The organism is Corallococcus sp. AB030, assembly GCF_003668965.1.
Classification (GTDB): domain Bacteria; phylum Myxococcota; class Myxococcia; order Myxococcales; family Myxococcaceae; genus Corallococcus; species Corallococcus exiguus.
In genome coordinates this window covers 1-23,661 of sequence record NZ_RAWQ01000105.1, presented here as the reverse complement: position 1 = coordinate 23,661, position 23,661 = coordinate 1, and the positions used below count along the sequence as shown (strand labels likewise).

The following is a 23,661-nucleotide window of genomic DNA, read 5'->3' as shown; positions in this document are numbered from 1 at the left end:
GCACGCTCTGTCCAACGATGCGCACCCCACGTCCATCCCCGGCCTCCGCCGAGGACCTCCACGCGCGCCTGGCCGCTCGCATCACCGCGTTGGAGGACCGGGTGCGCCGTCTGGAGGCCCGGCTTGCCCTGGAGGCCCGCAAGCCGCCCCTCGTCCGCACCCGGGCCAGCGCCTCCGCCGCCAACGTCCGCACCGCCCGGCCCCGGCCTCGCTGCCCTGGCTGCACCCTGGAGTTGCCCCGTGGACGGCGCGGTGAGTCGTGCGTGTGGTGTGGCTTCATGTTCGCCGCCGTGACCCGCCGCCGCGCCAGTGGGCCCAAGTCGCCCCGGAAGACCCGATGAGCGGGACGTACCGGCTCATCGGCCGCACGGAGGCAGGGGACCTCGCGGAGCTGTACGAATCCCTGCTGCTGCCCTCCATCCCCGTCGCGGTGAAGCTCTTCCTGCCGCGCACCTCCGACCCCGCCTACGCCCGTTCGCTGGCGGAGACGGTGCGGCTGCTCCAGCCCGTGCGCCACCCGGGCCTCCTCCACGTCGTGGACGTGGGCTTCGTCCGCCAGCGGCTCGCCGTGGTGCGCGAGGACGTGGACGGCTTCACGCTGGGCGTCGCGCTCCAGCGCCTCAATACGAAAGAGGTGCTGCTGCCGCCCACGGTGGCGCTGTCCATCGTCATCCAGCTGTTGGACACCGTGCAGCTCGCGCACGACGCGGGCGTCGTCCACGGGGCCATCACCCCGGGCAACGTGCTCCTGGCCCGCGACGGCTTCCCGGCCATCTGCGACTTTGGCGCGCTCCAGGCGCTGCTGTCCGTGCCCCAGCTCAAGCGCACGTTCGCGCACCGGGGCCGCAGCGCGTACCGGGCACCGGAAGTCACCCGCGGGGAGACGGCCACGGAGGCGTCCGACGTGTACTCGCTGGGTGCCATCGCGTACGAACTGCTCACCCTGCGCGAGGCCGTGGTGCCCGGCAGCGGCGTGAGCACCCGCCGCGAGGCGCTGCCTCCTCCCAGCCGGTTGGATCGGCGGATCAACTCGCGGTTGGATCCGTCGATCATGCGCGCGTTGGATCCGGCGCCCCAGCGGCGCTTCCGCTCGTGCGGCGAGTTCGCCCAGGCCCTGCGTAACTTCCTCTCCGCGGGCGGTGGTCTGCCCGGCGCGGAGGAGGTGGCGCGCTTCGTGTCGGAGCTGTTCCCCAACGAGGTGAGCATCGCGGCCCCCGGGCCCGTCCCGTTCGCCGAGCCCTTTCAGCTGGAGGCCGTCTCCGGCGCGGAGATGGAGGACCTGCACGCGGAGGAGTACGAGGCCTCCATCGTCCAGCGCGCGCCGTACAGCCGCGCGCCCACGGAGAAGGAGGCGTCCGCCGAGACGCAGGAGGCCGCGCCCGGCTTCGAGGAGTTCCGTCCCGAGGACTACGCGTCGGATGACGACGCCCCCCTGGACGACGAGCCCGAGCCGGCAGGTGAAGTGCGGAGCACCGAACTTTCGCCCGCGGGGCCGTTGGAGCAGGGCTGGGACGCACCGCCCGGTGTGCTCGCGCAGAAGTCCCGCCGCCCGGACAGCCCGGCGTCAGCGCGCGCGGGACGCAATCCCCGCGTGAAGGTCATCGAGGACTTCTCCGGACCGCCGCTCGGGGACGACGAACCGCCCGTGCCCACCGGCCGCCGCGCCGCCATGCGCCCCGGGCCGGCCCTCGGGGACGACGAACCGCCTGTGCCTACCGGCCGTCGCGCCGCCATGCGTCCCGCCCAGTCCCCGGGAGCGGAAGAAGAACCGCCGAAGCGCCCGGCCCTGCGCCCCGCGAAGGGGGCCGGGGGCAGGGCTCCCGGCCAGGAGACGGCGATCCTTCCTGCTGGCGGTGGCGCACCTTCGGCACCTGCTGCCGCTGACGTGACCGTGCTCCGCCAGCAGAGCCGGGGCCGCGCAGAAGCCACTGAAGCCCTTCCCGCCGAACCCCGCTCGGAGCGCCGCATGGCTCCTCCGAAGGCGGAAGGCCGCGTGCGCTCCGACATGGCGGAGCCCGCGCCGTCAGACCGGCACCTGCCGGTGCACCAGCGCTTCGACACGGTGGAGACGCCGCGCGTGGACGCGGTGGCCGCCGGTACCCGCCGCAAGCGACTGCTCTTCATCGCGGGCGGTATCGCCCTGGTGGGCCTGTTCATGTTCGCCGTCGCCGCGTGGCGGCTGGGCCTGGAGCAGGTGCAGGAACCGGAGCTGCCCCGCTACGACCCGAACGCCCCCGCGGCGAACGGCACGCAGACGCCGTCCGCGAACCCGTCCGCGCTCAAGCCCATCGCGCCTCCTCCGCCCGCGCCGCCAGCCAACCCGGGCGCGCGGGACATCGAGGACGAGGACGTGGATGAGGACACCGCCGAGCCCGGCGTTCCTCCCAAGAACCAGCGCGCGTTCCTCACGCTGCGCACGAACCTGCCGGCGAACGTCTTCATCGACGGGGCGAAGGTGCGCCGCGCGACGCCGCTGCTGAACTACCCGGTCCGCGCGGGCACTCGCGACATCCGCGTGGTGGCCATCTCCACCGGTGAGCAAAAGGACTTCCAGCTCCGCTTCTCGCGGGGCCAGCACCAGAAGCTGGACGAACAGTTCCAGCCTCCCCCCACCAGGCGGTGAGTTTCGTGGAGCGCACGCGCATCTTCGTCGTCGAGGACCAGCCCCAGCTCCTGAAGAACCTGGTCAAGGTGCTGGGCACCTTTCCGGAACTGGAGGTCGTGGGCACCTCCCAGGATGGCGAGCAGGCGGTGGACGACATCGTCCGTGAACGCCCGCAGCTCGTCCTGCTGGACCTGGAGCTCCCCAGCCTCAACGGCATCCAGGTGACCCAGAAGGTCAAGCGCCGCGCACCGGAGGTGGAGATCCTCATCCTCACGTCCTTCGAGGACGAGCAGAAGGTCTACGAGGCCATCCAGGCGGGCGCGTCCGGCTACCTGGTGAAGCGGGTGGGGCCGGAGAAGATCCGCTCCGGCATCCAGGAGGTCATGGACGGGGGCACCGTGCTGGAGCCCATCATCGCCCGGCGCTTCTGGAACTACTTCCAGTCCATCCAGGCCAGGCCCGCCCAGAAGCCCGCCGAGCTGCCCTGGGGTCTGACGGACGTGGAGCTGGACGTCCTTCGCTACGTGGCCAAGGGCCTGTCCAACGCGGAGGTGGGGCGGGTGATGACGCTGGAGCGGCGCACGGTGCGCACGCACCTGTCGCATATCTACCGGAAGATGGGCGTCAACTCCCATGTGGACGCGGTGGTGATGGCCCTGCGTCAAGGTGTCGTGGATCTCTAGCCGCGCCGTGGTTACGGTGTGGCACCTATGTCCAAGGCATCCCCGCGGTCCACCGCGGTGCGCGCGGTGGACCCCACGCTCGCCGCACTCTTCGACGTTCACGAGGCAACCCTGCCCAACGGTCTCAAGGTCCGCCTGCTGGCGAACCATCAGGCCCCGGTGGTCAGCCTCTACACCTTCTTCCAGGTGGGCAGCCGCAACGAGCGGCCCGGCATCACCGGCATCAGCCACCTGTTCGAACACATGATGTTCAACGGGGCGAAGAAGTACGGCCCCAAGATGTTCGACAAGACGCTGGAGTCCAACGGCGGCCGCTCCAACGCGTACACGTCCAATGACATGACCGTGTACTACGACGACTTCAGCGCGGACGCGCTGGAGACGGTGCTCGACCTGGAGTCGGACCGGATGCGCTCGCTGCGCATCTCCGACCAGACGCTGGCCAGCGAGCGCCAGGTCGTGATGGAGGAGCGCCGCGTCCGAGTGGACAACGAAATCCCCGGCATGATGGACGAGGAGCTGGGCACGCTCGTCTACAAGGCTCACGCGTACCGCTGGCCCGTCATCGGGTGGATGGCGGACATCGAGAACATCACGCGCGACGACTGCCAGGAGTACTTCCGCACGTACTACGCGCCCAACAACGCGGTGCTCTACATCGTCGGGGACATCGACCCGAAGAAGACGCTCGCGCTGGTGAAGCGCTACTACGGCAACATCCCGCGCGGCCCCTCGCCCGCGCCGGTGCTCAACGCGGAGCCGGAGCAGAAGGGCGAGCGCCGCGCAGTGGTGCGCCACCCCGCGCAGTCGCCGTCCGTGATGATCGGCTTCCGCGGACCCGCAGCGAGCAACGAGGACACGCTGGTGCTGGACGTGGTCCAGTACATCCTCACCAAGGGCGAGGGCAGCCGGCTGGTGAAGTCCCTCGTGTACGATCAGAAGGCCGCCGTGTCGGTGATGCTCGACTGGAGCTGGCGCATCGACCCGGGGACCATCCTGTTCTACCTGGAGCTCAAGCCGGACTCCGAAGCCGCGAAGGTGGAGGCCCTGCTGTACGCGGAGCTGGAGAAGCTGGCGCGCGAAGGCGTCACCGACAAGGAGCTGCAGAAGGCGAAGAACAACCTGCGCGCGGACCACCTGCGGGAGCTGTCCACCAACAGCGGCCGTGGGCACGCCCTGGGCCACTACGAGGCCCTGCTGGGCGACTGGCGCGAGGGTCTGTCCCTGCCGACCTTCTACGCGTCCGTCACGGCGGAGCAGGTGAAGGCCGTGGCCGCGAAGTACTTCGCCCCCGAGCGCCGCTCGGTGGTCACCCTCCATCCCGAAGCCGGCGCTGAAGAGGCCGGTGACGAAGCGGCGGAGGCGTAAAAACCATGGCCTCCCGAAAGATCGCCAAAGTGAAGAACACCGTCCGCAAGGCCGCCAAGGCCGTGCGCAAGCAGGCCACCGCCGCGCGCAAGAAGGTCGCGCAGGTGAAGAAGGCCGTCCCGGCCCGAGCCAAGAAGCTGGTGAAGGCCGCGACGGCGCCGAAGTCCGCCGCCACCGGCGAGCTGAAGCTGCCCGCGCTGCATGAGAGCACCACGTCCACGGGCCTGAGGGTCATCGCCGCCGAGCGCGGGCCGCTGCCGCTGGTCTCCGTGCGGCTGGTGATGCGCGCGGGCGGCGTGTGGGATCCGCAGGGCAAGGACGGCCTGGCGGACTTCACCGCGCGCCTGCTGCGCCGGGGCACGAAGCGCATGGACGCGGATGGCATCAGTGAAGCCATCGAGTTCGTGGGCGCCAGCCTCTACGCGGGCGTCAACGAGGACGTGCTGTCCGTCTACCTCACCACGCCCGCGGAGCACTTCTCCGCGATGCTGGACGTGCTGGGGCAGGTGATGCGCGAGCCCACGTTCCCGGAGAAGGAGGTCGTGGATGCCCGGGAGCGCGCGCTGGCGCAGTTCGCCAACGACCTGGATGATCCGTCCTCCATCGCGGACCGCGCCTTCACGCGCGCCATCTGGGGTGACCATCCGTACGGGCGCGACCTGGGCGGCAACAAGCGCACCGTGTCCACCTTCACCCGCGACGACCTGGTCCGCTTCCACGCCGAGTGCATGGGGCCCCGGATCTCCCTGCTCACGGTGGTGGGCGCCATCGACCCGGCGACCGTGGCCGCGGAGGCCGAGCGCGCCTTCGCCGGCTGGACGGGCGGCCCCGACGCGGATCCGATGCTGCCCCGCAAGCAGGAGCCGCTGGCGAAGGCCGGGACGGTGCTGCTGGTGGACAAGCCGGACCAGACGCAGTCCCAGGTGCGCCTGGGCGGCCCCGGCTTCTGGCTGGGCCACGAGGACTACTTCCCGGCCACGGCGATGAACATCGCGCTGGGCGGAGGCTTCACGTCGCGGCTGATGAACGAGATCCGCGTCAACCGCGGCCTCACCTACGGCGTCAGCTCCTACTTCGACACGATGAGCGCGGGCGGCATCTTCGCGCTGTCCACGTTCACGAAGACGGCGTCCACGCGGGTGATCATCGACGTGGCGCTGAAGGAGATCCACGGCGTGCGCGACGGCGGCCTCAAGCCCCGCGAGCTGAAGGACGCGCAGAGCTACCTGGCCGGCCTGTATCCGCTGCGCACGGAGACCAACGAGTCCGTGGCCTCCGTCATCGGGGACATGCGCATGCACGGCCTGGGCGATGACTGGGTGGAGAAGTTCCGCGACCGGCTGCGCGCGGTGACGCCCAAGGACGTGGCCGCGGCGTCGAAGAAGTACGCGTTCGCGGACCGGCCCGTCATCGTCGTGCTGGGCAAGGCGTCGGAGGTCAAGCCGCTGCTGGAAGGGCTGGGTCCCATCACCGTCGTGCCGGCGTCGGACTACGAATGAGCGGTGACGTTCCCCGCGTCCTCTTCGAGGGCGCGGGCGTGATGGTGGTGGACAAGCCGGCCGGGGTGCTCGTCATCCCCGGCCGCGAGGGCGGCGCGTCCCTGCGCGACACGCTGGAAGCCTGGCTGGGCCGCAAGGTCTACGTGGTGCACCGGTTGGATCGCGACACGTCCGGCGCGCTGGTGTTCGCGCTGGACGCGGAGGTGCACCGCGCGCTGTCCCAGGCCTTCGAGGCGGGCAAGGTGCGCAAGCGCTACCGCGCCCTGGTGGAGGGCCGGCTGGAGGCGCCCCAGATGGTGGACGCGCCGCTCGTCGCCGGCCGCAAGGGACGCATGCGCGTGGCGAAGCCGGAGGAGCCGGACGCGAAGCCATCACGCACGCGGGTGCGCCCGGTGGAGACCTTCGCGAGCGCGTCGCTGGTGGAGGCGGAGCCGCTGACGGGCCGCACGCATCAGATCCGCGTGCACCTGCTGTCCCTGGGGCATCCGCTGCTCGTGGACCACCAGTACGGCAGGGAGGCTCCACTCACGGAAGGCGACCTGGGAGGGCAGGGGACCCAGGAGGTGCTGACCCGGACGCCGCTGCATGCGGCTCGCGTGGAGTGGCCCGCTTTGCCCGGGCTGCCAGCGCGCGGAGTGGATGCGCCGCTGCCCGCGGACATGCAGCGCACGTTGGAGTTGCTGCGCGCGGCGGGGTGAGGCGCGGCGCTACTTGTACGGCTCCAGCCGGAACGTGTTGGACTCGCCCGTCACTCCGAAGCTGTCCCTCGCGGTGATGCGCACGTTGCCTGCGGGCGCGTCCAGGACGACGTTCGCGTTGCACACGCCGACCTCGCAGGGGCCAATCTTGGTGGGCGACACCGTGCCGCGCGACGCGCTCAGCTCCACCGAGCCCTGGAAGTGCCCGGCCCTCGGGCCCTGGGCGCGCACCGTGATGGCGAAGGACGTCCGGCTCACGCGCGTGCCTTCGATTTCGTCGAAGCTGAAGCCCGTGATGTCGCCCTCGCGCATCGGCACATCCGGCCCGGGGCCCGCGTCCACCTGCTGGCCGCCGTCCGTGGTGTCGACCCCGCCGTCGAAGTCGCCGTAGATGGGCCCCGCGTCGGTGAGGATGAGGATGCCCCCGTCCTCGGTGAGGGGCGGTTCGGTGACTTCCTGTCCCGGAGGACGCAGGGTGAGGGCGCCTTCGGCCACCGCCTCGCGCCCGTCATCCAATTGCAGCCGCACCGCGTGCGCGCCCGCGCCCAGCCCCCGGGGCACCGTCACGATGGCGACGCCCGCCGGGTCGAAGCGCGACACCGTCGCTTCCTTCTCATCCATCCAGATGCGGCCTGAACCCATGCGCGCATCCACCTTCTCCGCGCCGTAGTCCACGGCCACGCTGTAGCGCGCGTCGAACCGCACGGTGACGTCTTCGTCCTTCGCGTTCACCGGCAGCGTCGCGGGCTCCACGCCGACGATGGTGGGCGGAGGCAACGGCTCCGGGTCGCCCGTGCAGGCCCACGCCAGCGCCGCCATCCCCACCGCGGCCAGGCCCGCGCGCATCACGGCGCGAACCTCAGCCCCGCGGACACGGACACGCCACCCAATTGGGCGCGCAGCGACGGTGTCTCCACCGGTGCCAGGGCCGCGCGCACCTCCGTGAGGATGCTCCAACGGCCCAAACGATAGGCGCCCTGCGCGGCCAGGAATCCCATGGCGCGCACTCTGCGCTCATCCACCGCGTCAGGAAAGACGTCCCCGGTCTCAATGCCTTGCGTTGACAGGTGATGGCTCAAAGCCAGCACTCCTCCGCCTGCACGGCCGTCCAGCAGAAAGAAGCCATGTTGGAAAAGGGTGACCCGCGCGGACAAAAGCAGGGGAATCGCCCACACGCGCGAGTGCACCTCCGTGTCTCCCTGCTGTCCGTCCAGGCTCGCGTGACGCAGGCCCACCTCCGCCTCCGCCGCCACGCGCCAGTGCCACACCGGCAGCGGCACGGACACGCCCAGCCCCAGCAGCGGCCCACCGTTGGCGCCGCTCGCGAACGCGGCGCCGCCCAGGAGGAACAGCGACGTCCGTGGCACCGGGCCCCGGACATCGTGCGCACGGCGAACGGAGGGGGCGTCCGGGATGATGGTCATTCCCTCCGCGGGCCGTGCGGCGCCGGGCTTCACCGCGCCTTGAATCCGCACCGCGTCCTTGGCGGGAGCAGCTCTCCAGCGAACGGTGACGGATACGTCCGTCGCGTCCGCGCGCGGCTGTACCGTGTAGCGCGCGCGCTCCGGATCCACCGACTTCACGGTGGCGCCCTCCGCTTCCACGGTCAGCTCCGAGGCGGAGATCCGCTCCTCGTCACCCGCGATGATCAGCCAGCCACCGCCCTCCGCGGGCAGCGGATCCGGCGTGAGCGCGGCGACGAGCGGACGCGCGGCGGGCACCTCCAGCGGCGCGCGGCGATCCGTGGTGAGCGTGCCCCGGGTCGCGAGCACGCGCGCCTCCGTCGCATCCGGCGGCACCTCCACGGGCACCTGTGCATTGCCGTGCCCGTCCGCCTTCACCGGGCCGAAGCGCGCGTCGCCCACCGCGACCACCACCTCCGCGCCCGGTGCCGTGGACACGTCCAGCGTGGTGCGTCCCAAGAGGGGCAGCCGCACGGTGGTGACCTCCGGCGCGTGGCCGTCCTCCACCCAGAACGCGAGCACCGCCCACAGCGGGTAGCGCACCGGCGGAGGCTTCCAGTGGAAGACGCGCTCGGCGCCGCCCTCCACCCGCGTCTGCTCCCAGGTGCCGGAGGAGGCCGCCGCGCGCACGGGGCCGGCGCCCTTCGGCACCCGCACCCGCACCTCCACGGTGACGTCCTCCCCGAGCATCACGCGCCCGGGCGTCGCCTCCACCTCCGGCGGTTCCGCCCGTGCGACGGCGGCCCCCAGCATCAGCAGGCAGACAGCGAGATGGAGCGGCGGACGCATACGGGAAACCCAGCCTCCCAGTTGACCGCCGCTCCGGCCTCCGGGTCAATCCCCGGAAGGCAGGGAAATCTCAGCAGCGGCCTCCGAATCAGGGGGCAGCTCGGCCTGGGGCTTGTCCGCCGGTCCGGTGTGCTTGTTCGTCGGCGGACTGAAGACAGGCCTGTCCGCCGGAACGCCGCCCCGGCCGTGCACCAGCGTCTTGGTGTCCGTGCGGAAGGTGAGGTCCACCTTGTCGCCGCGCACCGCCGTCACCAGGCCCACGCCGAACGTCGGGTGGTGGAGCACCTGATCGACCTTGTAGGTGTCCTTGGGGCTGTACTTGGGCGCGCTCGCGAGGTCCTTGCCCGCCAACTGCTCGTCAAAGGAGATGACCACCTTCTCCGCGCGGGTCGAGCCGCCGGAGGATGCGGCGCGAGGGGCGCGGGTGGACGCCTTGGTGGGGCGGTCCGTGACGCCCGCGGTGCCCCGGAACGCGTGGTCCCCGCCGCAGGTGTTGCAGCGGACGCGCACGATCTTTGGACCGACCATCGCGAGGATGGTGTGCGCCAGGTTCATCTTGCAGCGGGTGCACTGGGCATCCACCTCGCCGCCGACCTTCTGAGTAGCCATGCTGTCGTGTCGCTCTGGCCCGGCAACTCCCCTGAAGGGCGCGCCGGGCGTGGAAGTAAAGAGGGCCGCGCAACATAACGGTCGACCCCAGGCGGAGGAAGCCCCATCGCATCCCACCCGCGCGTCGCGTGGGAGCCCCCCGGGCAACCAGCCGATGGAGGTGGGGGTGGGATGGGCCCGCGCTCAGTTCCCTTGTGCCGCCGTCCGGAGCACGTAGAGTCGCCCGCCTGAACGCATGACCACCGAGACCCCCAGCAAACCCAACCGGTTCACCGGCGCCTTCACCCAGTCGGTGGAGGGCCTCGGCAAGGGCATCATCGACGTCATCAGCAGCATTGGCGGCGTGGTCGCGCTGGGCCTGGACGTCTTCCGCTGGAGCGTGCGCCGCCCGTTCCGGCTGCACAACCTCTTCACCCAGCTGGACTTCGTGGGCGTGGGCTCCATCTTCATCGTGGGGCTCACCGGCACCTTCACCGGCATGGTGTTCGCCCTCCAGACGTCCACGGCGTTCGCCCTGTTCGACGCGGAGAGCCTGGTGGGCCCCACCGTCGCGCTGACGCTCACGCGCGAGCTGGCCTCCGTGTTCGCCGCGCTGATGGTCACCATGCGCGCCGGCTCCGCCATGTGCACGGAGCTGGGCACCATGCGCGTCACCGAGCAGGTGGACGCGCTGGAGACCATGGCCGTCAACCCGGTGCAGTACCTGCTGGTGCCCCGGGTGCTCGCGGGCCTGTTCATGGTCCCCGCGCTCACCATGCTCTTCAACACCACGGGCATGAGCGGCGCCTACGTGGTCGCCGTCTTCGGCCTGGGCATCTCCCCCGGCACGTTCCTGTCACGCACCCAGCAGTGGATGGCGCCAGCGGACATCTACGAGGGCCTGCTCAAGGGCGCCATCTTCGGCCTCTCCGTGGCCCTCATCTGTTGTTACAAGGGCTACAACGCGTCCGGCGGCGCCAAGGGCGTGGGCCAGGCCACCACGGAGGCCATGGTGTCGAGCGCGCTGGCCATCTTCATCCTCGACTTCATCGTCGGCATGTTGATGCACTGATGGGCCCCCAGACTCCGCCCGGATCCGCGCGGGCCATGATCGACATCGTGGACCTGCACAAGACGTTCGCGGGGAACAAGGTCCTCACCGGCATCAACCTCACCGTGCCCGCGGGCAGCACCTGCGTCATCCTGGGCGGCTCTGGCTCCGGCAAGACGGTGTTGATGAAGCACATGATCGGCCTGCTCAAGCCGGACAGCGGCCAGGTCATCATCGACGGGCAGGACATCGTCCCCATGAGCGTGGAGGGGCTGCAGCAGGTGCGCCGCGGCTTCGGCATGGTGTTCCAGGCCGCCGCGCTCTTCGACTCCATGACGGTGTTCGAGAACGTCGCCTTCCCCCTGCGCCAGCACACGTCGCTGCCGGAGGACGCCATCCGCGAACAGGTGCGCAAGCGCCTGGACCTCATGGGCCTCAAGCGCGAGGTGGAGGGCCGCTTCCCCGCGGACCTGTCCGGCGGCATGCGCAAGCGCGTGGGCCTGGCGCGCGCCGTGGTGCTGGACCCCAAGGTCGTCCTCTACGACGAGCCCACCACCGGCCTGGATCCCATCACCACGGACTCCGTGGACGACATGATCCTCACCGCGCAGAAGGAGCTGGGCGTCACCAGCGTGGTCATCAGCCACGACATCGCGTCCGCCTTCAACGTGGCCAACCAGATCGCCTTCCTGTCCAAGGGCGTCATCGTGGAGCACGGTTCGCCGGAGCAGCTGCGGGCGTCCCAGCACCCGGCCGTCCAGGTCTTCCTCCAGACCTGGTTCGGCAAGAACTAGGACATGGGGGCAGGGAAACCGGTCCCCCAAGGATTCCAGCCCTTCATGAAAAGCTGGCACCCGGCATGCAAATCGTTAGAGTCGCGCGCGGCCGGTGGTAGCGCTCGGAGTCACATCAGGTGAAGAAGCTCGTCACGCCCTTCCGTGTTGGCCTGCTGGTCCTCGCCGCCGGTGGTTTCCTCATCACGTTCGTGTTGTTCGCCACGAAGGGCGGACTGAGCGACAGAGACTCCACCAAAGTGTGGGCCTACTTCCGGGATGCGTCCGGACTGGCGGTCCGCGGCCGCGTGCAGATCGCCGGCATTCCCGTGGGCGAGATCAGCGACATCAGCCTGGAAGGCACCCGCGCGAAGGTCTGGCTGAAGATCCGCAAGGGCGTGGACCTGCGCCAGGACGCCGCGGTCACCAAGCGCTCGGAGTCGCTGCTGGGTGACTACCTGCTGGACCTGAACCCCGGCACGGAGCAGTCGCCCGAGCTGGAGAACGGCGGGCAGATCCGCCGCGTCATCGACACCCAGGGCGTGGAGGCCGTCTTCGAGTCCCTGTCGCAGATCACCTCCGACATCCAGCAGGTGACGGGCGCGCTGCGCGAGGTGCTGGGCGGCGAGAAGGGCGCGGGCAGCCTGGAGCGCATCGTGGAGAACCTGGTCCGCCTGTCGGACTCGGTGGACGCGACGGTGCGCCGCAACACGGACCGCCTGGACACCATCATGGCGAACGTGGAGGGCGTGTCCTCCGACGTGCGCGCCCTCACCCAGGGCAACGGCGCGGAGGTGACGCGCATCGTCACCAACGTGGAGCGCATCACCCAGGACGTCCGCGAGGTGCTGGGCACCGTCAAGAACATCGTGGGCAGCGGGGAAGGGGAGTTCAAGGAGAGCGTCTCCAGCCTCAAGCAGACGCTGGGCCGGCTGGACAACACCCTGGCCAACCTGGAGGACATCACCCGCAAGGTGAAGGACGGCGAGGGCGCCGCCGGGGCGCTGCTCACCGACGAGCAGCTGGGTCAGCGCCTCAGCGAGGCCGTCACGGACGTCAGCGAGTTCGCCACCCGCCTGAGCACCCTCCAGACGGAGGTGGGCCTGTTCAGCAGCTACCTGCTGTCCCAGGGCGCGTCGAAGAACGGCCTGACGCTGAAGCTCATCCCCAAGCCGGACAAGTACTACCTGCTGGAGATCATCGACGACCCGCGCGGCTCCGTCAGCACGCAGGTGGTGCAGACGAACCCGCCGTCGGAAGGGGACCCGGTCATCCAGACGCAGAAGGTGACCAAGGAGTCCTTCAAGGTCAGCCTCCAGTTCGCCAAGCGCTACTACTTCACCACCCTGCGCGTGGGCCTCATCGAATCCACGGGCGGTGTGGGCGCGGACCTGCACCTCTTCGACGACGTGCTGACCCTGAAGATGGACGCGTTCAACTTCACCGCGGACGAGCTGCGCTACCCGCGCCTGCGCGCCATGCTGAAGGCCCAGGCGTTCGACCACCTGTACGTCATGGCGGGCATGGACGACATCCTCAACGCCAGGCAGCGCGACGCGGCGACCCGGCGCCTGATCGCCGGCCGCGACTTCTTCTTCGGCGCGGGCTTCTTCTTCACCGACGACGACCTGAAGTCCCTCATCACCGCCACGGGCATCCCGACCTTCTAGACCGTTGTCCCCTTGACGTTACCGGGAAGGTGTCGTACCCGGCACGGGCACGGGGTTTCCCCTGGAATGCGCCGTGCCCTGACGCGATGCCGTACCCGCGCCGGGTCACCCCCAGGAAGAAGCCTTCATGTCTCTGCTCGTCGTCGGTTCAATCGCGCTGGACTCGCTGGAAACGCCCTTCGGCAAGAAGGAGGACGTGCTGGGTGGCTCGGCCACCTACTTCTCCACGTCCGCGTCCTTCTTCAGCCCCGTTCAGCTGGTGGCGGTGATTGGCGAGGACTTCCCGGAGGCGCACCTGCAGTTCCTGCGCGGGCGCGGAATCGACCTGGAGGGGCTCACCCGTGAGGCCGGCCGCACGTTCCGCTGGAAGGGCAAGTACGGCTGGGAGCTCAATGAGGCGCAGACGCTGGACACCCAGCTCAACGTCTTCGAGTCCTTCTCGCCCAACCTGCCGGCCGCCTACCGCGAGACGCCCTACGTCTTCCTGGGCAACATCCACCCGGAGCTCCAGTCGCGCGTGCTGGATCAGGTGAAGGCGCCCAAGCTGGTGGCCGCGGACACGATGAACTTCTGGATCCAGGGCAGCCGTCCCGCGCTGCTCAAGACGCTCCAGCGCGTGAACCTGCTCTTCATCAACGACGCGGAGGCGCGCCAGCTGTCCGGTGAGCACAACGTGGTGAAGGCCGCCCGCGCCATCCTGGCCATGGGCCCGTCCCGCGTGGTCATCAAGCGCGGCGAGCACGGCGCGCTCCTGTTCGACCAGGACCACATCTTCGCCTGCCCGGCCTTCCCCCTGTCGGAGGTGTTCGACCCCACCGGCGCGGGTGACACCTTCGCCGGCGGCTTCATGGGCACCCTGGCCAGCTCCGGCGCCGGCAAGGTGGATCAGCAGGTGCTGCGCAAGGCCATGGTCATGGGCAGCGTGATGGCGTCCTTCACCGTGGAGAAGTTCAGCCTGGAGCGCCTGCGCGAGGTGCAGCGCCCGGAGATCCACGCCCGCTTCGCCGAGTTCAAGAAGCTCACCCACTTCGACGACCTGGGCCCGCTGGGCGGGTAGGGGAGCACGGGCGAGAGGGCGGATGGCCCGGTGTGGAACTTGACGGGCCGCACCCACCCTTCCTAGGCTCGGGCGGACGCAGTGGATGAATAAATCCGGTGCGGACGTCCTTTTTCAGCGCCGACGTGGACGGGAAGCTGCCACGTCGGGAGGTCCCCGGGTTGAGCGACAATCGAAAGTACGCGCGGGTCGGCACCCACCTGCGCTGCTGGTGCGAGGGTGAGAACGTGACCCTGTATGCACGCATCGCCAACCTGAGCGAGGGCGGCCTCTTCTTGAGGACGAGCACCCCGCTGGCGGCGGGGACGCGGACGCAGGTGAGGCTCACCCAGCAGGCGACGGACACGCAGTTGCAGGCGCAGGCCACGGTCGTCTGGTTGCGGCAGGAAGTGCAGCCGGCCGGCCGCCCTCCGGGCATGGGCCTGAGATTCGAAGCGTTGGACGCGGACGCGCTGACGAGTCTGCGGCGCATCATCTCCCAGCAGCAAACCCACCCCTAGGGTTCCCATGCGCATCGCCGTCATCTCCGACATCCACTCCAACATCGAGGCCCTCACGGAGGTGCTGAGGGTGGCGGAGCACCAGAAGGTGGACCGCTTCGTGTCGCTGGGGGACATCGTCGGTTATGGGGCGTCCCCCAACCCGTGCTGTGACCTGGTGCGCTCGGTGGCGGAGATCACGCTGCTGGGCAACCACGACGCGGCGGTGGCGGGGCGGATGGACTACTCGTACTACTACGACGCCGCCCGGCACGCGCTCGACTGGAGCGCCAACGTCATCTCCGACGAGAACCTGGCCTGGCTGCGCAGCCTCCCGTACACGTACCGCATCGGCGAGGTGGGCTTCTGCCACGGTTCGCCCATCGACCCGAAGGCGTACGAGTACATCTTCGCGCTGGAGCAGGCGCGGGAGCTGACGCCGTACGTGGCGGAGCTTCCGGAAGTCACCTTCATCGGCCACAGCCACCTGTGCCGCGCGTTCGCCATTGGCAACGGCGAGGTGAACGACGTGGTCGCGCAGAAGTTCGTGCTGCGCAAGGGCTACAAGTACATCGTGTCCGTGGGGAGCGTGGGCCAGCCGCGCGACTACGACAACCGGGCCTGCTTCGTCATCTGCGACACGGACGCGCGCACGGTGGAGTACCTGCGCGTGGAGTACGACATCGAGACCTCCGCGCAGAAGATCTTCGACGCGGACCTGGCGCTCAACTTCGGCAAGCGGCTGTTCCTGGGCGTGTAGGCGCGCCTGCCCGCGCCCGTGCGGAAAAGGGGCGCGGCTGGACGGAAGGTGGCATAAACCGGGGCTGTGCGCCCCCAGGTCCCCCGTTCGAAGCGGCCCTTCATGGGCCTTGGCCTCGCAGCCTTCCTGTTCGCCGCCGGATGCAGCCGCTCGCCCGCGCCGCCCTCGCCCGAGTTCGAGCAGGCCAGCCGCCGGTGGACGGCGCTCTACGCCCAGAAGCTGGACGACGCGTACCTGGACCCCTCCATCGGGGAGATTGAAGCGCAGCTGCAGCGCGTGCCCGCGGACAGCGTGGACTCCCTCGCGTCCCAGTCCCTGCTCCAGCGCATCCAGGAGGGCCGCACGCGCATGCAGGCGGCCCAGGAGGAGCAGCGCCGCGCGGTGGCCAGCGCCAGCGCGCTGCCCACGATGGACCCCTCTTCGACGGACTTTCCGCGCCAGGCCGAGCCCGTGGCGGCGGAGCCGGTGGACGCCGGGCCGGCGGACGCCGGGGTGATTGCCGGGCCCCAGACGGGCACCCCGGCCTCCGAGCTGGTGGCCGGCTTCGAGGGCTGCTTTACCCGCGGCACGGCCGTGACCGTGGAGGGGCGGGGAATGCGGGACACCTGGCAGCTGAGCGACCGGGCGTCCTGCCAGCTGGGGTACCCCTCTCACCGGGACTCCGTGCTGGTGGTTGAAGACGGCCGTGTGCTGGCGCTGTTACCCAAGAGCGCCGTGCGAACCGTGCGCCGTTATGAGGACGGCGGCACGGTGCCCGTGGACGATGGCGGGCGTTGAACTTCTCTCCTTCAAGAGCTGACGACCTTCGATGAACGAACAGACCTTCATGAAGTTGATGCGCGTGCTCCCCAAGTCGGCGGTGTCCTCCGCGGTGGGCCTGGCCACGCGCCTGCCCGCGCCCGCGCCGGTGCACCACTGGGCCATGCGCACCTTCGCCAAGGCGTACAACGTGGACATGGAGGAGGCGGAGCACGCCTTCGAGAAGTACCCGACCTTCGCCCAGTTCTTCACCCGCGGCCTGAAGCCGGGCCTGCGCCCGGTGGACGCCGGCGAGAAGGTCGTCGTGTCCCCGGTGGACGGCCGGGTGTCCCAGGTGGGCTACGCGGACAACGGCCGCTGCCTGCAGGCCAAGGGCATCGAGTACACGGTGGACGAGCTGCTGGGTGACTCGCAGGCGGCGAAGCCCTTCCACGGCGGCGCCTGGACGACGGTGTACCTGTCCCCGCGCGACTACCACCGCATCCACTCGCCGCTGGGCGGCACCATCACCGGGTATGCGTACATCCCGGGTGAGTTCTGGCCGGTGAACCCCGCGTCGGTGAAGAACAAGCAGTCGCTGTTCTGCGTGAACGAGCGGCTCGTCACGTACCTGGACACCGTGGCCGGCAAGGTGGCGGTGGTGAAGGTGGGCGCCACCTGCGTGTCCCGCATCAAGGCGTCCTACGAGGACATCACCACGCACGTGGGCCAGCCCGGCAAGGTGCACAACTACGGCGCGGGCATCCCGGTGGAGAAGGGCGGCGAGCTGGGCCGCTTCGAGATGGGCTCCACCGTCATCCTCTGCTTCGAGCCCGGCCGCGTGCGCTGGGATGACAGCATGCAGCCGGAGGCGGTTGTTCGCATGGGCACGCGTATCGGAGTCATCACGTGAGCCAGAAGATCAACGGCGTGAAGGGGATGAACGACCTTCTGCCGGGCGAGATTGAGGTCTGGCAGTTCGTGGAGTCGACCGCGCGCACGCTGTTCGGCCGCTTCGGCTACGGCGAGGTGCGCACGCCGATGGTGGAGGACACGGCCCTCTTCGTGCGCAGCGTGGGCGAGGAGACGGACATCGTCGGCAAGGAGATGTACACCTTCGAGGACAAGGGCGGCCGCAGTCTGTCCCTGCGTCCGGAGGGCACGGCGCCCGCGGCGCGCGCGTACATCGAGCACTCGGTGAACAACCAGGAGCCGGTGTCGCGCTGGTTCTACATGGGGCCCATGTTCCGCTACGAGCGGATGAAGACGGGCCGCTACCGTCAGTTCTCCCAGATTGGCGCGGAGGCCTACGGCGCCAAGGAGCCCGCGCAGGACGCGGAGCTGATGGACGTGGTGGTGCAGTTCCTGGAGGCCCTGGGCCTCACGGACGTCACCCTGAACATCAACTCGCTGGGCGACGACAACTGCCGGCCCGCGTACCACGCCAAGCTGGTGGAGTACCTCAACGCGCACCGGGAAGAGCTGTGCGCGGACTGCCAGCAGCGGCTGGAGCGCAACCCGCTGCGCGTCCTGGACTGCAAGAACGAGAAGTGCCAGGCGGTGGCCGGAGCCGGGCCCAACGTGCTGGAGTTCCTCTGTGAGCCGTGCCGCACGCACTTCACGGACCTGCAGCGCAAGCTGGGCGCGCTGGGCATCCGCTACGTGGTGAACCACCGGCTGGTGCGCGGCCTGGACTACTACACGCGCACCGTCTTCGAGTTCATCGCCTCGCACCCCGCGCTGGGCACCGCCAGCACGGTGGGCGGCGGCGGGCGCTACGACAAGATGATGAAGGGCCTGGGCGGGCCGGACGTGCCCGCGGTGGGCTACGCCATGGGCCTGGACCGGCTGGTGCTGCTGCTGAAGGAGAGCGGCAAGACGTTCACCCAGCGGCCGGACCTGTTCATCGCCGTGGCGGACGAGGGCTCGCAGGACGAGGGCCTGAAGCTCGCCAGCCGCCTGCGCCGCGAAGGCCTCAAGGTGGACTTCGACACGCGCGGCGGCAGCCTCAAGAGCCAGATGAAGCGCGCGGACAAGTCCGGTGCCCGCTTCACGCTGGTGCTGGGCGAGCAGGAGCGCACCAGCGGCCAGGCGAAGCTCAAGCCCATGGCCGGGGGTGAGCCCGTTCCCGTGGCGCTCGACAGCGTCGCCGCCACCGTGCGCGCGCAGCCAGATGCCCCGGCTCCGGCCCCCGCGGCCTGATCCAACCGCCCCCTCCGGCATGACGCGCCAGGCCGGAGGGGAGGGGGCGGCCCGTCTTCCCAGAAAACCCGGGAGTAAAGGTGTTAAGCAGCGTAAGTCCTGGGAATCGCTGGGGGATTGAGGCCTCGGAGATTCGCGGACATTGAGAGGGTGGAGTAAGATTCCATCCGCAATGTCGAGCGCTCCCCAGCCCGTTTCCATGATCGATGGCCCACGTTGGATCCCTGTCGCCGGGGACAGCATGTGGCCGTCGTTGCGGGCGGGTGACGTGGCGGAGGTGGAGCCGCTGAGGGAGGCGCCGCGCCCGGGTGAGGTGGTGCTGGCGCGCTTCGAGTCCTCGCTGGTGCTGCACCGGGTGCGGTGGTGCGACGGCAGCCTCTGTGCGCTTCGTGGGGACAATGGCGCCATGGAAGATCCGCCGCTGCCTCTCGTCCGTATCCTCGGGCGGGCGCGGCGTGTGCGCCGGGGCGGCACGCTGCTGGAGATGGACCGTTGGGACGTGGGGCCCCAGCGGCTGGGCCGCTGGCGCGCGACGCTGAAGCGCCAGGTGGCCGCGTGGCTGGGAAGGACGGGCCGCGCATGAGCTTTCAGGAAGGCAGCGTTCCCCGGAAGCGTTTGGGGACCTCGGGGGAGGGCTTCGGCGCGGACTTCCTGGTGCTGGACGCGGAGGGGCGCACGCTGCGCGGGCTCAACCCGACGGCGGCGCGCATCTGGGCGCTGTGCGACGGAAAGCGCACGGCCCGGGCGGTGGCGGAGCAGGTGGCTTCCGAGTTTTCGACCGACGTCGGTCCGGTGCTGACCGACACGCTGGGCTTCCTGGGGGAGCTTCAGCGGCGAGGTCTGTTGGACGAAGTGCGCGCGCCGGCCGGTGCCGCGCCTCTGGAGGAGACATGATGCGGGCGCTCGTGGCCGTGCTGGCGGGGGCGATGGTGCTGTCGGCGTGCTCGGAAGGGGTGTCCCCCCTGCCGCCGCCGTCGGCCGTGAAACCGGGGCAGGGCAGCGGCCCCGTCACCCCCGTGGATCCAACGGACGTGCTGGCCGGTGGCGGGAGCGTGGCCCGGCCGCCGCCTCCAGGCCCCACGGACGAAGAGCCGCCTCCGGAAGAGCCGCCTCCTGACGAAGTCGTGGAGGAGGAGCCGCCTCCGGTGCCGCTGCCGCCCCCGACCGGGAGCGCGGAGGTGGTGGGCGCGGGCTCGGAGCCCACGGCCCTGTCCCAGGTGCAGCAGGTGGACGTGGACTTCGTGGTGAGCGGCGTGCGGAACAAGGGCCTGGTGGACGTGGAGTTCATCGCGCCGGGCGGACGTCCGTACGAGAAGCGCAGCGCGACGGTGGAGGCACCGCCGGACGAGACGCGCACGCTGCGCTATTCGCTGCCGGTGGCGGGCACGCCGGTGTCCATGACGCGCATGACGGGCACCTGGCAGGTGCGCTTCTTCCTGGATGGGGCGCAGCTTGCCGCCACGTCCTTCACCCTGGAGCCGTGACGTGAGGCACGCCATGAACGTCCGCATCCTCGCGCTCGTCGCCGTGCTGTTGCCCGCGGTGGGCTTCTCCCAGACCTGGACCGTGCGCCCCGTCCCTTCCGCCGGAGAGACCGTCGCGCGCGTGGTGATGGAAGACGCGTCCGACCTCGTCTTGGAGGTGACGAACACGACCACGGCCACGAGCGACGCCCGTGTGTCGGAGGTGTCCTTCGTCCTTCCGACGGGCTACCAGATCCTGGGGGGCCTGCCCGCGGAGGAGAACCCGAACTGGAAGGTCGAGTACATCGACGCCAACGAGCGGCGCATCACCTTCCAGTCCACGTGGGGCTGCGTGGACGAGGGGCGCGGCCTGGCTCGGAATGAGACCGCACGCTTCGTGCTGAGCGTGGTGGGCCCGTCGAACCGCACCACCGACAACACCACCGAGCGCCTGGCGGCGGGCACGTACGCCCGCGACCAGTGCGACGGCACGAGCTACACGTTCAACGTCAACAACATGACCGCATGGACTCGCGGCATCCTGGCCGCGAACGTGACGCTGGTGCCGCGCGTGCTGGCGGTCAACGGCTCCACCGTGGCGCGCGTGGTGGTGGAGAACCGCGGCACCGGCGCCGCGACCGTGAGCGTGGACAACCCCACCTCCACGAGCAGCGTGCCCCTCACCACCGTGAACAAGGACGGTGGCAGGTCCGTGGCGGTGCGGTCCGCGGGCGTCTTCGCGGTCAATCTGAGGCCTACCGCCGCCGGCGCCGTGGCCGCGCGCGTCCGGGCGCGCACGAGCAACTCGAACGCGCCGCTGGTGGACTCGCCCCTGGCGAACGTGGGCAACCTGGTCGCGGCGGCGGACATGGACGTCGTGGACGCGTTCGCTGGTGATCAGGTGACGCTGCGCCTGATTGTGTTCAACACGTCCACGACGAACGCGTACACGCAGGTGCGCCCGCGCGCGCCGGTGCCGCTGGGCAACGCGACGGCGTCGCTCGTGTCCGGTCCGTCGCCGGAGAGCGTGGCGCAGCTGGCGCCGGGGGCTTCCGCGCAGTTCACGTGGCGCTATCAGGTGTCGGGTGCGCCCGGCGCCAGCTACCAGTTCCAGGCGCAGGTGGACGGGACGCTCAACGGTTCGGCGGTGGCGGGGGACCTGGTCACGGCTCGCAAGGGCCGCATCGTGGAGCACCGCGTGCGGCTGAGCCATGAGACGGTGTCCACGGCGGCCACGTCCCTGACGGTGGGCTACACGGTACAGAACCGGGGCACGCTGCCCATCTACGAGGTGAAGCTGTTCAAGCCCGCGGTGAACTACTTCTCCGTGGCCGCGTCGGGGCCGCAGGCGTTCGGGGACTGGAACGTCTACACGGACACGACCAGCTACCTCTGGGAGTCGGAGTCCGGCATCCCGGTGGGCGGCGAGGCCACCTTCCGCATCACCTATTCGGGCTTCACCGCCGTCCTCGCGGACACGGCGTTCCGCCACCGGTTGGAGCTGAACCAGGGCTGGAACGATCCGCGCATCCGCGTGGAGGCGACGATGACGCTGCTCGCGGTCACCGCGGCACCGGACGTGGATCGCCTCACGGGCGTGGCCCGCGACGGCAGCGTGACGCTCACCTGGGACAACCCCTTCAACCACGGTGGCACGCTGGTGCTGCGCGCCCAGGGGACGAATCCGCCCAACACCGCGCCGACCAGCGGCGTGCGCTACGCGGTGGGTGACGTGCTGGGCAACGCGACGGTGGCCTACGAGGACGAGTTCAGCTCCGCGTCGTCCATGACGGACACGGCGGTGACGAACGGCACGACGTACACCTACCGCGTGTTCAACGCGGATGATCAGCTGCGCTACGGGCCGGGCAACCAGCCCACCTCGCAGGGGCTGCTGGCCACGCCCCGGGCGCGCGTGGCGGGCAACCCGCTGTGGTGCTACTCGGTGGGATTGGACACGACGCTGCAGCCCGTGACGGAGCTGGGCGTGGGCATCTTCAGCTCCTTCAACGATTCGGTGGTGGCCACGCTCACCCACACCGTGAACCCGTCCGAGGACGGCGCGGAGCGCTTCCGGCCGGTGAAGATGGCGGGCAAGATCGCCACTCGCTTCCCGGTGGTGCCGCTGCTGGGCCGGCCCGGGCAGCAGTGGATCGTCGTGGGAGATCAGACCGGCGTGCCGGCGGTCCTCAACGCGGCCACGGGCGAGTTCCTCTGGAGGAACACCACGCTGGGCCTGGGGAACATCAGCTCGTTCCCGGTGACGCAGCTGCTCGACTACGCGAACCCGGAGTACCGGACGACGTACTCGAACGTGGACCTGGCGATCTTCGCCACGCGCAACACGTCCGCGCTGAACCAGGTGGTCGCGCTGAACGCGGCCACGGGCGCGCTCATCTGGCGCTACCGGCCCGGGGACCTGGGCATGGTGAGCGGCGGCATGCTGATGGACTACACGACGAACCGGCTCTACGTCCCGACCCGGTCGGGCACGAGCGCGGCCACGCTGCGCGTGCTCAACAGCCTCACGGGCGCGGAGGTGGCGCGGCTCGAACTGGGCGACCTGGAGTTCGGCGTGGTCCGCAATGCGACGAGCAACCAGATCCTGGTCACCGCCAATGACGGCCGGGTGCACGGCGTGACTCCATCCACCTTCGCGCTTGCGTGGACCGTCCAGGTGGACAGCGCCTCGCAGCGGACGTTCTCCCACTTCGCGCGGCCCCAGGGGCGCGGCTTCGTGGTGAGCCGGACGAACAACACGGTGGAGCGCTATGAGATGGACGCGACCAACGTGCCGAAGCTGCTGTGGACGACGCCTGTCGAGAACCCGTCCGGCTCCTTCACCCTCAACCAGAACGGGGTGGCGCGCCTCTACGTCGGCAGCACGGACGGAAAGGTCCACCAACTGGAGCTGGAGGGTGGGGCGGACACCGGGCAGGTGACCGTGGGGCCGGCGCAGGCCATCGGCGTGCCGACCATCGACCACACCGTAAGCCGGTTGCATGTCGGCACCACGGATGGTCGAATCTGTGCCTTCCCGGTGCCCTTCTAGGTGGGCCATCACGTGAGCCAACGACCTTCACAGCCTCCCGCGGGTCCCTCCGTGCCGAAGCCGCCGGCCGCGCCCGCCGTGTACGTGGCTCCCGCCATCCTGTGGGAGCAGCCCTTCGTCGCGCTGGCGCAGCTGTCCATGTGCACTATCCCCGGCGAATCGGAGTGCATGCCGTGAACAGCGGGGACCCCCTTTCGGGTCCCCGTGACGGCGCGCTTCGGATCACCCTGGCCGGGTGGACCGTGGCGCTCGATGTGGAGGATGACGCGCTCGCCGGTCCGCTCCGGCGCGTGTTCGGCGCGTTCCTCGCTCCGGATGCCGTGGCTCCCGACGCCCGGCTGGTGATGCGGAACCCGCCCAGTCCGATTGCTCCCCCCACCGTGCAGGAGCTGCCCCGGCTGGAGCCTGGCGACTCGGGGACGCTGCGCGTGGAGGGCGCCGGGTACTCCGCGTTGCTCTCCCCGGACCGGTGCCACGCGGACGTCATTGGATCCGGGCGGTACCCGGTGGAGAACGTCATCAAGGTGATGCTCGCGTCCTCGCTGGCGAAGCGTGGCGGGCTGCTCATCCACGGCGTGGGGCTGGTGCACGAGGGCCGGGCCGCGCTGTTCGTGGGGCACTCCGGCGCGGGCAAGAGCACCCTCGGAGGGCTGTGGCGTGAGGCGGGCGGGACGGTGCTCGCGGATGAGCTGGTCGCGGTGTGGCCCGTGGAGGGGGGTGGGT

Annotated in this window: 23 protein-coding genes and 1 pseudogene; 21 read left to right on the top strand and 3 right to left on the bottom strand. The window is 70.1% G+C overall.

Annotated elements, in window-relative coordinates; all coding sequences use genetic code 11:
- Window positions 1-17 precede the first annotated feature (17 nt).
- Genes D7Y15_RS23845 through D7Y15_RS23820 form a run of 6 tightly spaced genes read left to right on the top strand, consistent with a single transcriptional unit; the run spans window position 18 to window position 6,853 of the window.
- Window positions 18-341 (top strand): hypothetical protein, encoded by a 324-nt coding sequence (locus tag D7Y15_RS23845; protein WP_120577458.1) that lies wholly within the window; start codon window positions 18-20, stop codon window positions 339-341.
- Window positions 338-2,623: a serine/threonine-protein kinase gene (locus tag D7Y15_RS23840; protein ID WP_121754038.1), complete on the top strand. Its 2,286-nt coding sequence runs from the start codon at window positions 338-340 to the stop codon at window positions 2,621-2,623. Before D7Y15_RS23845 ends, D7Y15_RS23840 begins: the two co-directional genes overlap by 4 nt.
- Before the next feature lie 5 nt (window positions 2,624-2,628).
- Window positions 2,629-3,288, top strand: a complete 660-nt coding sequence (locus D7Y15_RS23835; RefSeq protein ID WP_120577480.1) for a response regulator transcription factor — start codon at window positions 2,629-2,631, stop codon at window positions 3,286-3,288.
- Between the two features lie 27 nt (window positions 3,289-3,315).
- Window positions 3,316-4,656, top strand: a complete 1,341-nt coding sequence (locus D7Y15_RS23830) for a pitrilysin family protein (protein WP_120577460.1) — start codon at window positions 3,316-3,318, stop codon at window positions 4,654-4,656.
- 5 nt (window positions 4,657-4,661) lie between these two features.
- Complete coding sequence (locus D7Y15_RS23825) at window positions 4,662-6,155, top strand: pitrilysin family protein (protein WP_120577461.1); 1,494 nt, start codon at window positions 4,662-4,664, stop codon at window positions 6,153-6,155.
- A complete protein-coding gene (locus tag D7Y15_RS23820; protein ID WP_121754037.1) occupies window positions 6,152-6,853 on the top strand; it encodes an RluA family pseudouridine synthase in 702 nt (233 codons plus the stop codon). The genes D7Y15_RS23825 and D7Y15_RS23820 overlap by 4 nt, the downstream gene beginning before the upstream one ends.
- Window positions 6,854-6,862: 9 nt before the next feature.
- On the opposite strand, the gene D7Y15_RS23815 is transcribed toward D7Y15_RS23820, so the two are convergent.
- The 3 genes from D7Y15_RS23815 to D7Y15_RS23805 are packed head-to-tail and all read right to left on the bottom strand — an operon-like array spanning window position 6,863 to window position 9,714.
- The gene (locus D7Y15_RS23815; protein ID WP_126934939.1) at window positions 6,863-7,702 is read right to left on the bottom strand and encodes a hypothetical protein; all 840 of its coding nucleotides are present in this window, start codon (window positions 7,700-7,702) and stop codon (window positions 6,863-6,865) included.
- Window positions 7,699-9,105: a hypothetical protein gene (locus D7Y15_RS23810; protein WP_121754036.1), complete on the bottom strand. Its 1,407-nt coding sequence runs from the start codon at window positions 9,103-9,105 to the stop codon at window positions 7,699-7,701. Before D7Y15_RS23810 ends, D7Y15_RS23815 begins: the two co-directional genes overlap by 4 nt.
- 45 nt (window positions 9,106-9,150) lie before the next feature.
- Window positions 9,151-9,714, bottom strand: a complete 564-nt coding sequence (locus D7Y15_RS23805) for a hypothetical protein (protein ID WP_120577465.1) — start codon at window positions 9,712-9,714, stop codon at window positions 9,151-9,153.
- Window positions 9,715-9,949: 235 nt separating this feature from the next.
- On the opposite strand from D7Y15_RS23805, the gene D7Y15_RS23800 reads away from it, so the two are divergent.
- From D7Y15_RS23800 to D7Y15_RS23735, 15 genes and pseudogenes are all read left to right on the top strand, one after another.
- On the top strand, window positions 9,950-10,765 hold the full coding sequence (locus D7Y15_RS23800) for an ABC transporter permease (RefSeq protein ID WP_120577466.1): 816 nt from the start codon (window positions 9,950-9,952) through the stop codon (window positions 10,763-10,765).
- A gap of 35 nt (window positions 10,766-10,800) precedes the next feature.
- Window positions 10,801-11,538, top strand: a complete 738-nt coding sequence (locus D7Y15_RS23795) for an ABC transporter ATP-binding protein (RefSeq protein WP_120577467.1) — start codon at window positions 10,801-10,803, stop codon at window positions 11,536-11,538.
- A gap of 119 nt (window positions 11,539-11,657) precedes the next feature.
- The gene (locus D7Y15_RS23790) at window positions 11,658-13,187 is read left to right on the top strand and encodes an MlaD family protein (RefSeq protein WP_120577468.1); all 1,530 of its coding nucleotides are present in this window, start codon (window positions 11,658-11,660) and stop codon (window positions 13,185-13,187) included.
- Window positions 13,188-13,314: 127 nt separating this feature from the next.
- Complete coding sequence (locus D7Y15_RS23785; protein WP_120596391.1) at window positions 13,315-14,244, top strand: PfkB family carbohydrate kinase; 930 nt, start codon at window positions 13,315-13,317, stop codon at window positions 14,242-14,244.
- A gap of 161 nt (window positions 14,245-14,405) precedes the next feature.
- On the top strand, window positions 14,406-14,744 hold the full coding sequence (locus D7Y15_RS23780; RefSeq protein ID WP_120577481.1) for a TIGR02266 family protein: 339 nt from the start codon (window positions 14,406-14,408) through the stop codon (window positions 14,742-14,744).
- A gap of 7 nt (window positions 14,745-14,751) precedes the next feature.
- Window positions 14,752-15,483, top strand: a complete 732-nt coding sequence (locus tag D7Y15_RS23775) for a metallophosphoesterase (protein WP_120526312.1) — start codon at window positions 14,752-14,754, stop codon at window positions 15,481-15,483.
- 102 nt (window positions 15,484-15,585) lie between these two features.
- Window positions 15,586-16,260: a hypothetical protein gene (locus D7Y15_RS23770; protein ID WP_121754048.1), complete on the top strand. Its 675-nt coding sequence runs from the start codon at window positions 15,586-15,588 to the stop codon at window positions 16,258-16,260.
- A 31-nt stretch (window positions 16,261-16,291) separates the two neighbouring features.
- The gene (gene asd / locus D7Y15_RS23765) at window positions 16,292-17,134 is read left to right on the top strand and encodes an archaetidylserine decarboxylase (protein ID WP_120577471.1); all 843 of its coding nucleotides are present in this window, start codon (window positions 16,292-16,294) and stop codon (window positions 17,132-17,134) included.
- A gap of 26 nt (window positions 17,135-17,160) precedes the next feature.
- A complete protein-coding gene (gene hisS / locus D7Y15_RS23760; RefSeq protein ID WP_211486817.1) occupies window positions 17,161-18,423 on the top strand; it encodes a histidine--tRNA ligase in 1,263 nt (420 codons plus the stop codon).
- Window positions 18,424-18,595: 172 nt separating this feature from the next.
- Window positions 18,596-19,006, top strand: a complete 411-nt coding sequence (locus tag D7Y15_RS23755) for a S24/S26 family peptidase (protein ID WP_346728410.1) — start codon at window positions 18,596-18,598, stop codon at window positions 19,004-19,006.
- Window positions 19,003-19,317 carry a PqqD family protein gene (locus D7Y15_RS23750; protein WP_120577474.1) on the top strand — a complete coding sequence of 105 codons (315 nt, stop codon included), beginning with the start codon at window positions 19,003-19,005 and terminating at the stop codon, window positions 19,315-19,317. Before D7Y15_RS23755 ends, D7Y15_RS23750 begins: the two co-directional genes overlap by 4 nt.
- Window positions 19,314-19,907 carry a hypothetical protein gene (locus D7Y15_RS23745; protein WP_121754035.1) on the top strand — a complete coding sequence of 198 codons (594 nt, stop codon included), beginning with the start codon at window positions 19,314-19,316 and terminating at the stop codon, window positions 19,905-19,907. Before D7Y15_RS23750 ends, D7Y15_RS23745 begins: the two co-directional genes overlap by 4 nt.
- A gap of 13 nt (window positions 19,908-19,920) precedes the next feature.
- Complete coding sequence (locus tag D7Y15_RS23740; protein ID WP_121754047.1) at window positions 19,921-22,938, top strand: PQQ-binding-like beta-propeller repeat protein; 3,018 nt, start codon at window positions 19,921-19,923, stop codon at window positions 22,936-22,938.
- Between the two features lie 12 nt (window positions 22,939-22,950).
- Window positions 22,951-23,115 (top strand): hypothetical protein, encoded by a 165-nt coding sequence (locus tag D7Y15_RS44780; protein ID WP_158624425.1) that lies wholly within the window; start codon window positions 22,951-22,953, stop codon window positions 23,113-23,115.
- Window positions 23,112-23,661, top strand: a pseudogene (locus tag D7Y15_RS23735) (hypothetical protein); the annotation flags it as partial. The gene D7Y15_RS44780 and the pseudogene D7Y15_RS23735, both read left to right, overlap by 4 nt.

Excerpts from the sequence above, each read along its gene's own strand:
- D7Y15_RS23845 (WP_120577458.1), top strand. The coding sequence starts at position 18 with ATGCGCACCCCACGTCCATCCCCGGCCTCCGCCGAGGACCTCCACGCG.
- D7Y15_RS23840 (WP_121754038.1), top strand. The coding sequence starts at position 338 with ATGAGCGGGACGTACCGGCTCATCGGCCGCACGGAGGCAGGGGACCTC.
- D7Y15_RS23830 (WP_120577460.1), top strand. The coding sequence starts at position 3,316 with ATGTCCAAGGCATCCCCGCGGTCCACCGCGGTGCGCGCGGTGGACCCC.
- D7Y15_RS23825 (WP_120577461.1), top strand. The coding sequence starts at position 4,662 with ATGGCCTCCCGAAAGATCGCCAAAGTGAAGAACACCGTCCGCAAGGCC.
- D7Y15_RS23820 (WP_121754037.1), top strand. The coding sequence starts at position 6,152 with ATGAGCGGTGACGTTCCCCGCGTCCTCTTCGAGGGCGCGGGCGTGATG.
- D7Y15_RS23810 (WP_121754036.1), bottom strand. The coding sequence starts at position 9,105 with ATGCGTCCGCCGCTCCATCTCGCTGTCTGCCTGCTGATGCTGGGGGCC.
- D7Y15_RS23805 (WP_120577465.1), bottom strand. The coding sequence starts at position 9,714 with ATGGCTACTCAGAAGGTCGGCGGCGAGGTGGATGCCCAGTGCACCCGC.
- D7Y15_RS23800 (WP_120577466.1), top strand. The coding sequence starts at position 9,950 with ATGACCACCGAGACCCCCAGCAAACCCAACCGGTTCACCGGCGCCTTC.
- D7Y15_RS23795 (WP_120577467.1), top strand. The coding sequence starts at position 10,801 with ATGATCGACATCGTGGACCTGCACAAGACGTTCGCGGGGAACAAGGTC.
- D7Y15_RS23785 (WP_120596391.1), top strand. The coding sequence starts at position 13,315 with ATGTCTCTGCTCGTCGTCGGTTCAATCGCGCTGGACTCGCTGGAAACG.
- D7Y15_RS23775 (WP_120526312.1), top strand. The coding sequence starts at position 14,752 with ATGCGCATCGCCGTCATCTCCGACATCCACTCCAACATCGAGGCCCTC.
- D7Y15_RS23770 (WP_121754048.1), top strand. The coding sequence starts at position 15,586 with ATGGGCCTTGGCCTCGCAGCCTTCCTGTTCGCCGCCGGATGCAGCCGC.
- asd (WP_120577471.1), top strand. The coding sequence starts at position 16,292 with ATGAACGAACAGACCTTCATGAAGTTGATGCGCGTGCTCCCCAAGTCG.
- hisS (WP_211486817.1), top strand. The coding sequence starts at position 17,161 with ATGAACGACCTTCTGCCGGGCGAGATTGAGGTCTGGCAGTTCGTGGAG.
- D7Y15_RS23755 (WP_346728410.1), top strand. The coding sequence starts at position 18,596 with ATGTCGAGCGCTCCCCAGCCCGTTTCCATGATCGATGGCCCACGTTGG.
- D7Y15_RS23750 (WP_120577474.1), top strand. The coding sequence starts at position 19,003 with ATGAGCTTTCAGGAAGGCAGCGTTCCCCGGAAGCGTTTGGGGACCTCG.
- D7Y15_RS23745 (WP_121754035.1), top strand. The coding sequence starts at position 19,314 with ATGATGCGGGCGCTCGTGGCCGTGCTGGCGGGGGCGATGGTGCTGTCG.
- D7Y15_RS23740 (WP_121754047.1), top strand. The coding sequence starts at position 19,921 with ATGAACGTCCGCATCCTCGCGCTCGTCGCCGTGCTGTTGCCCGCGGTG.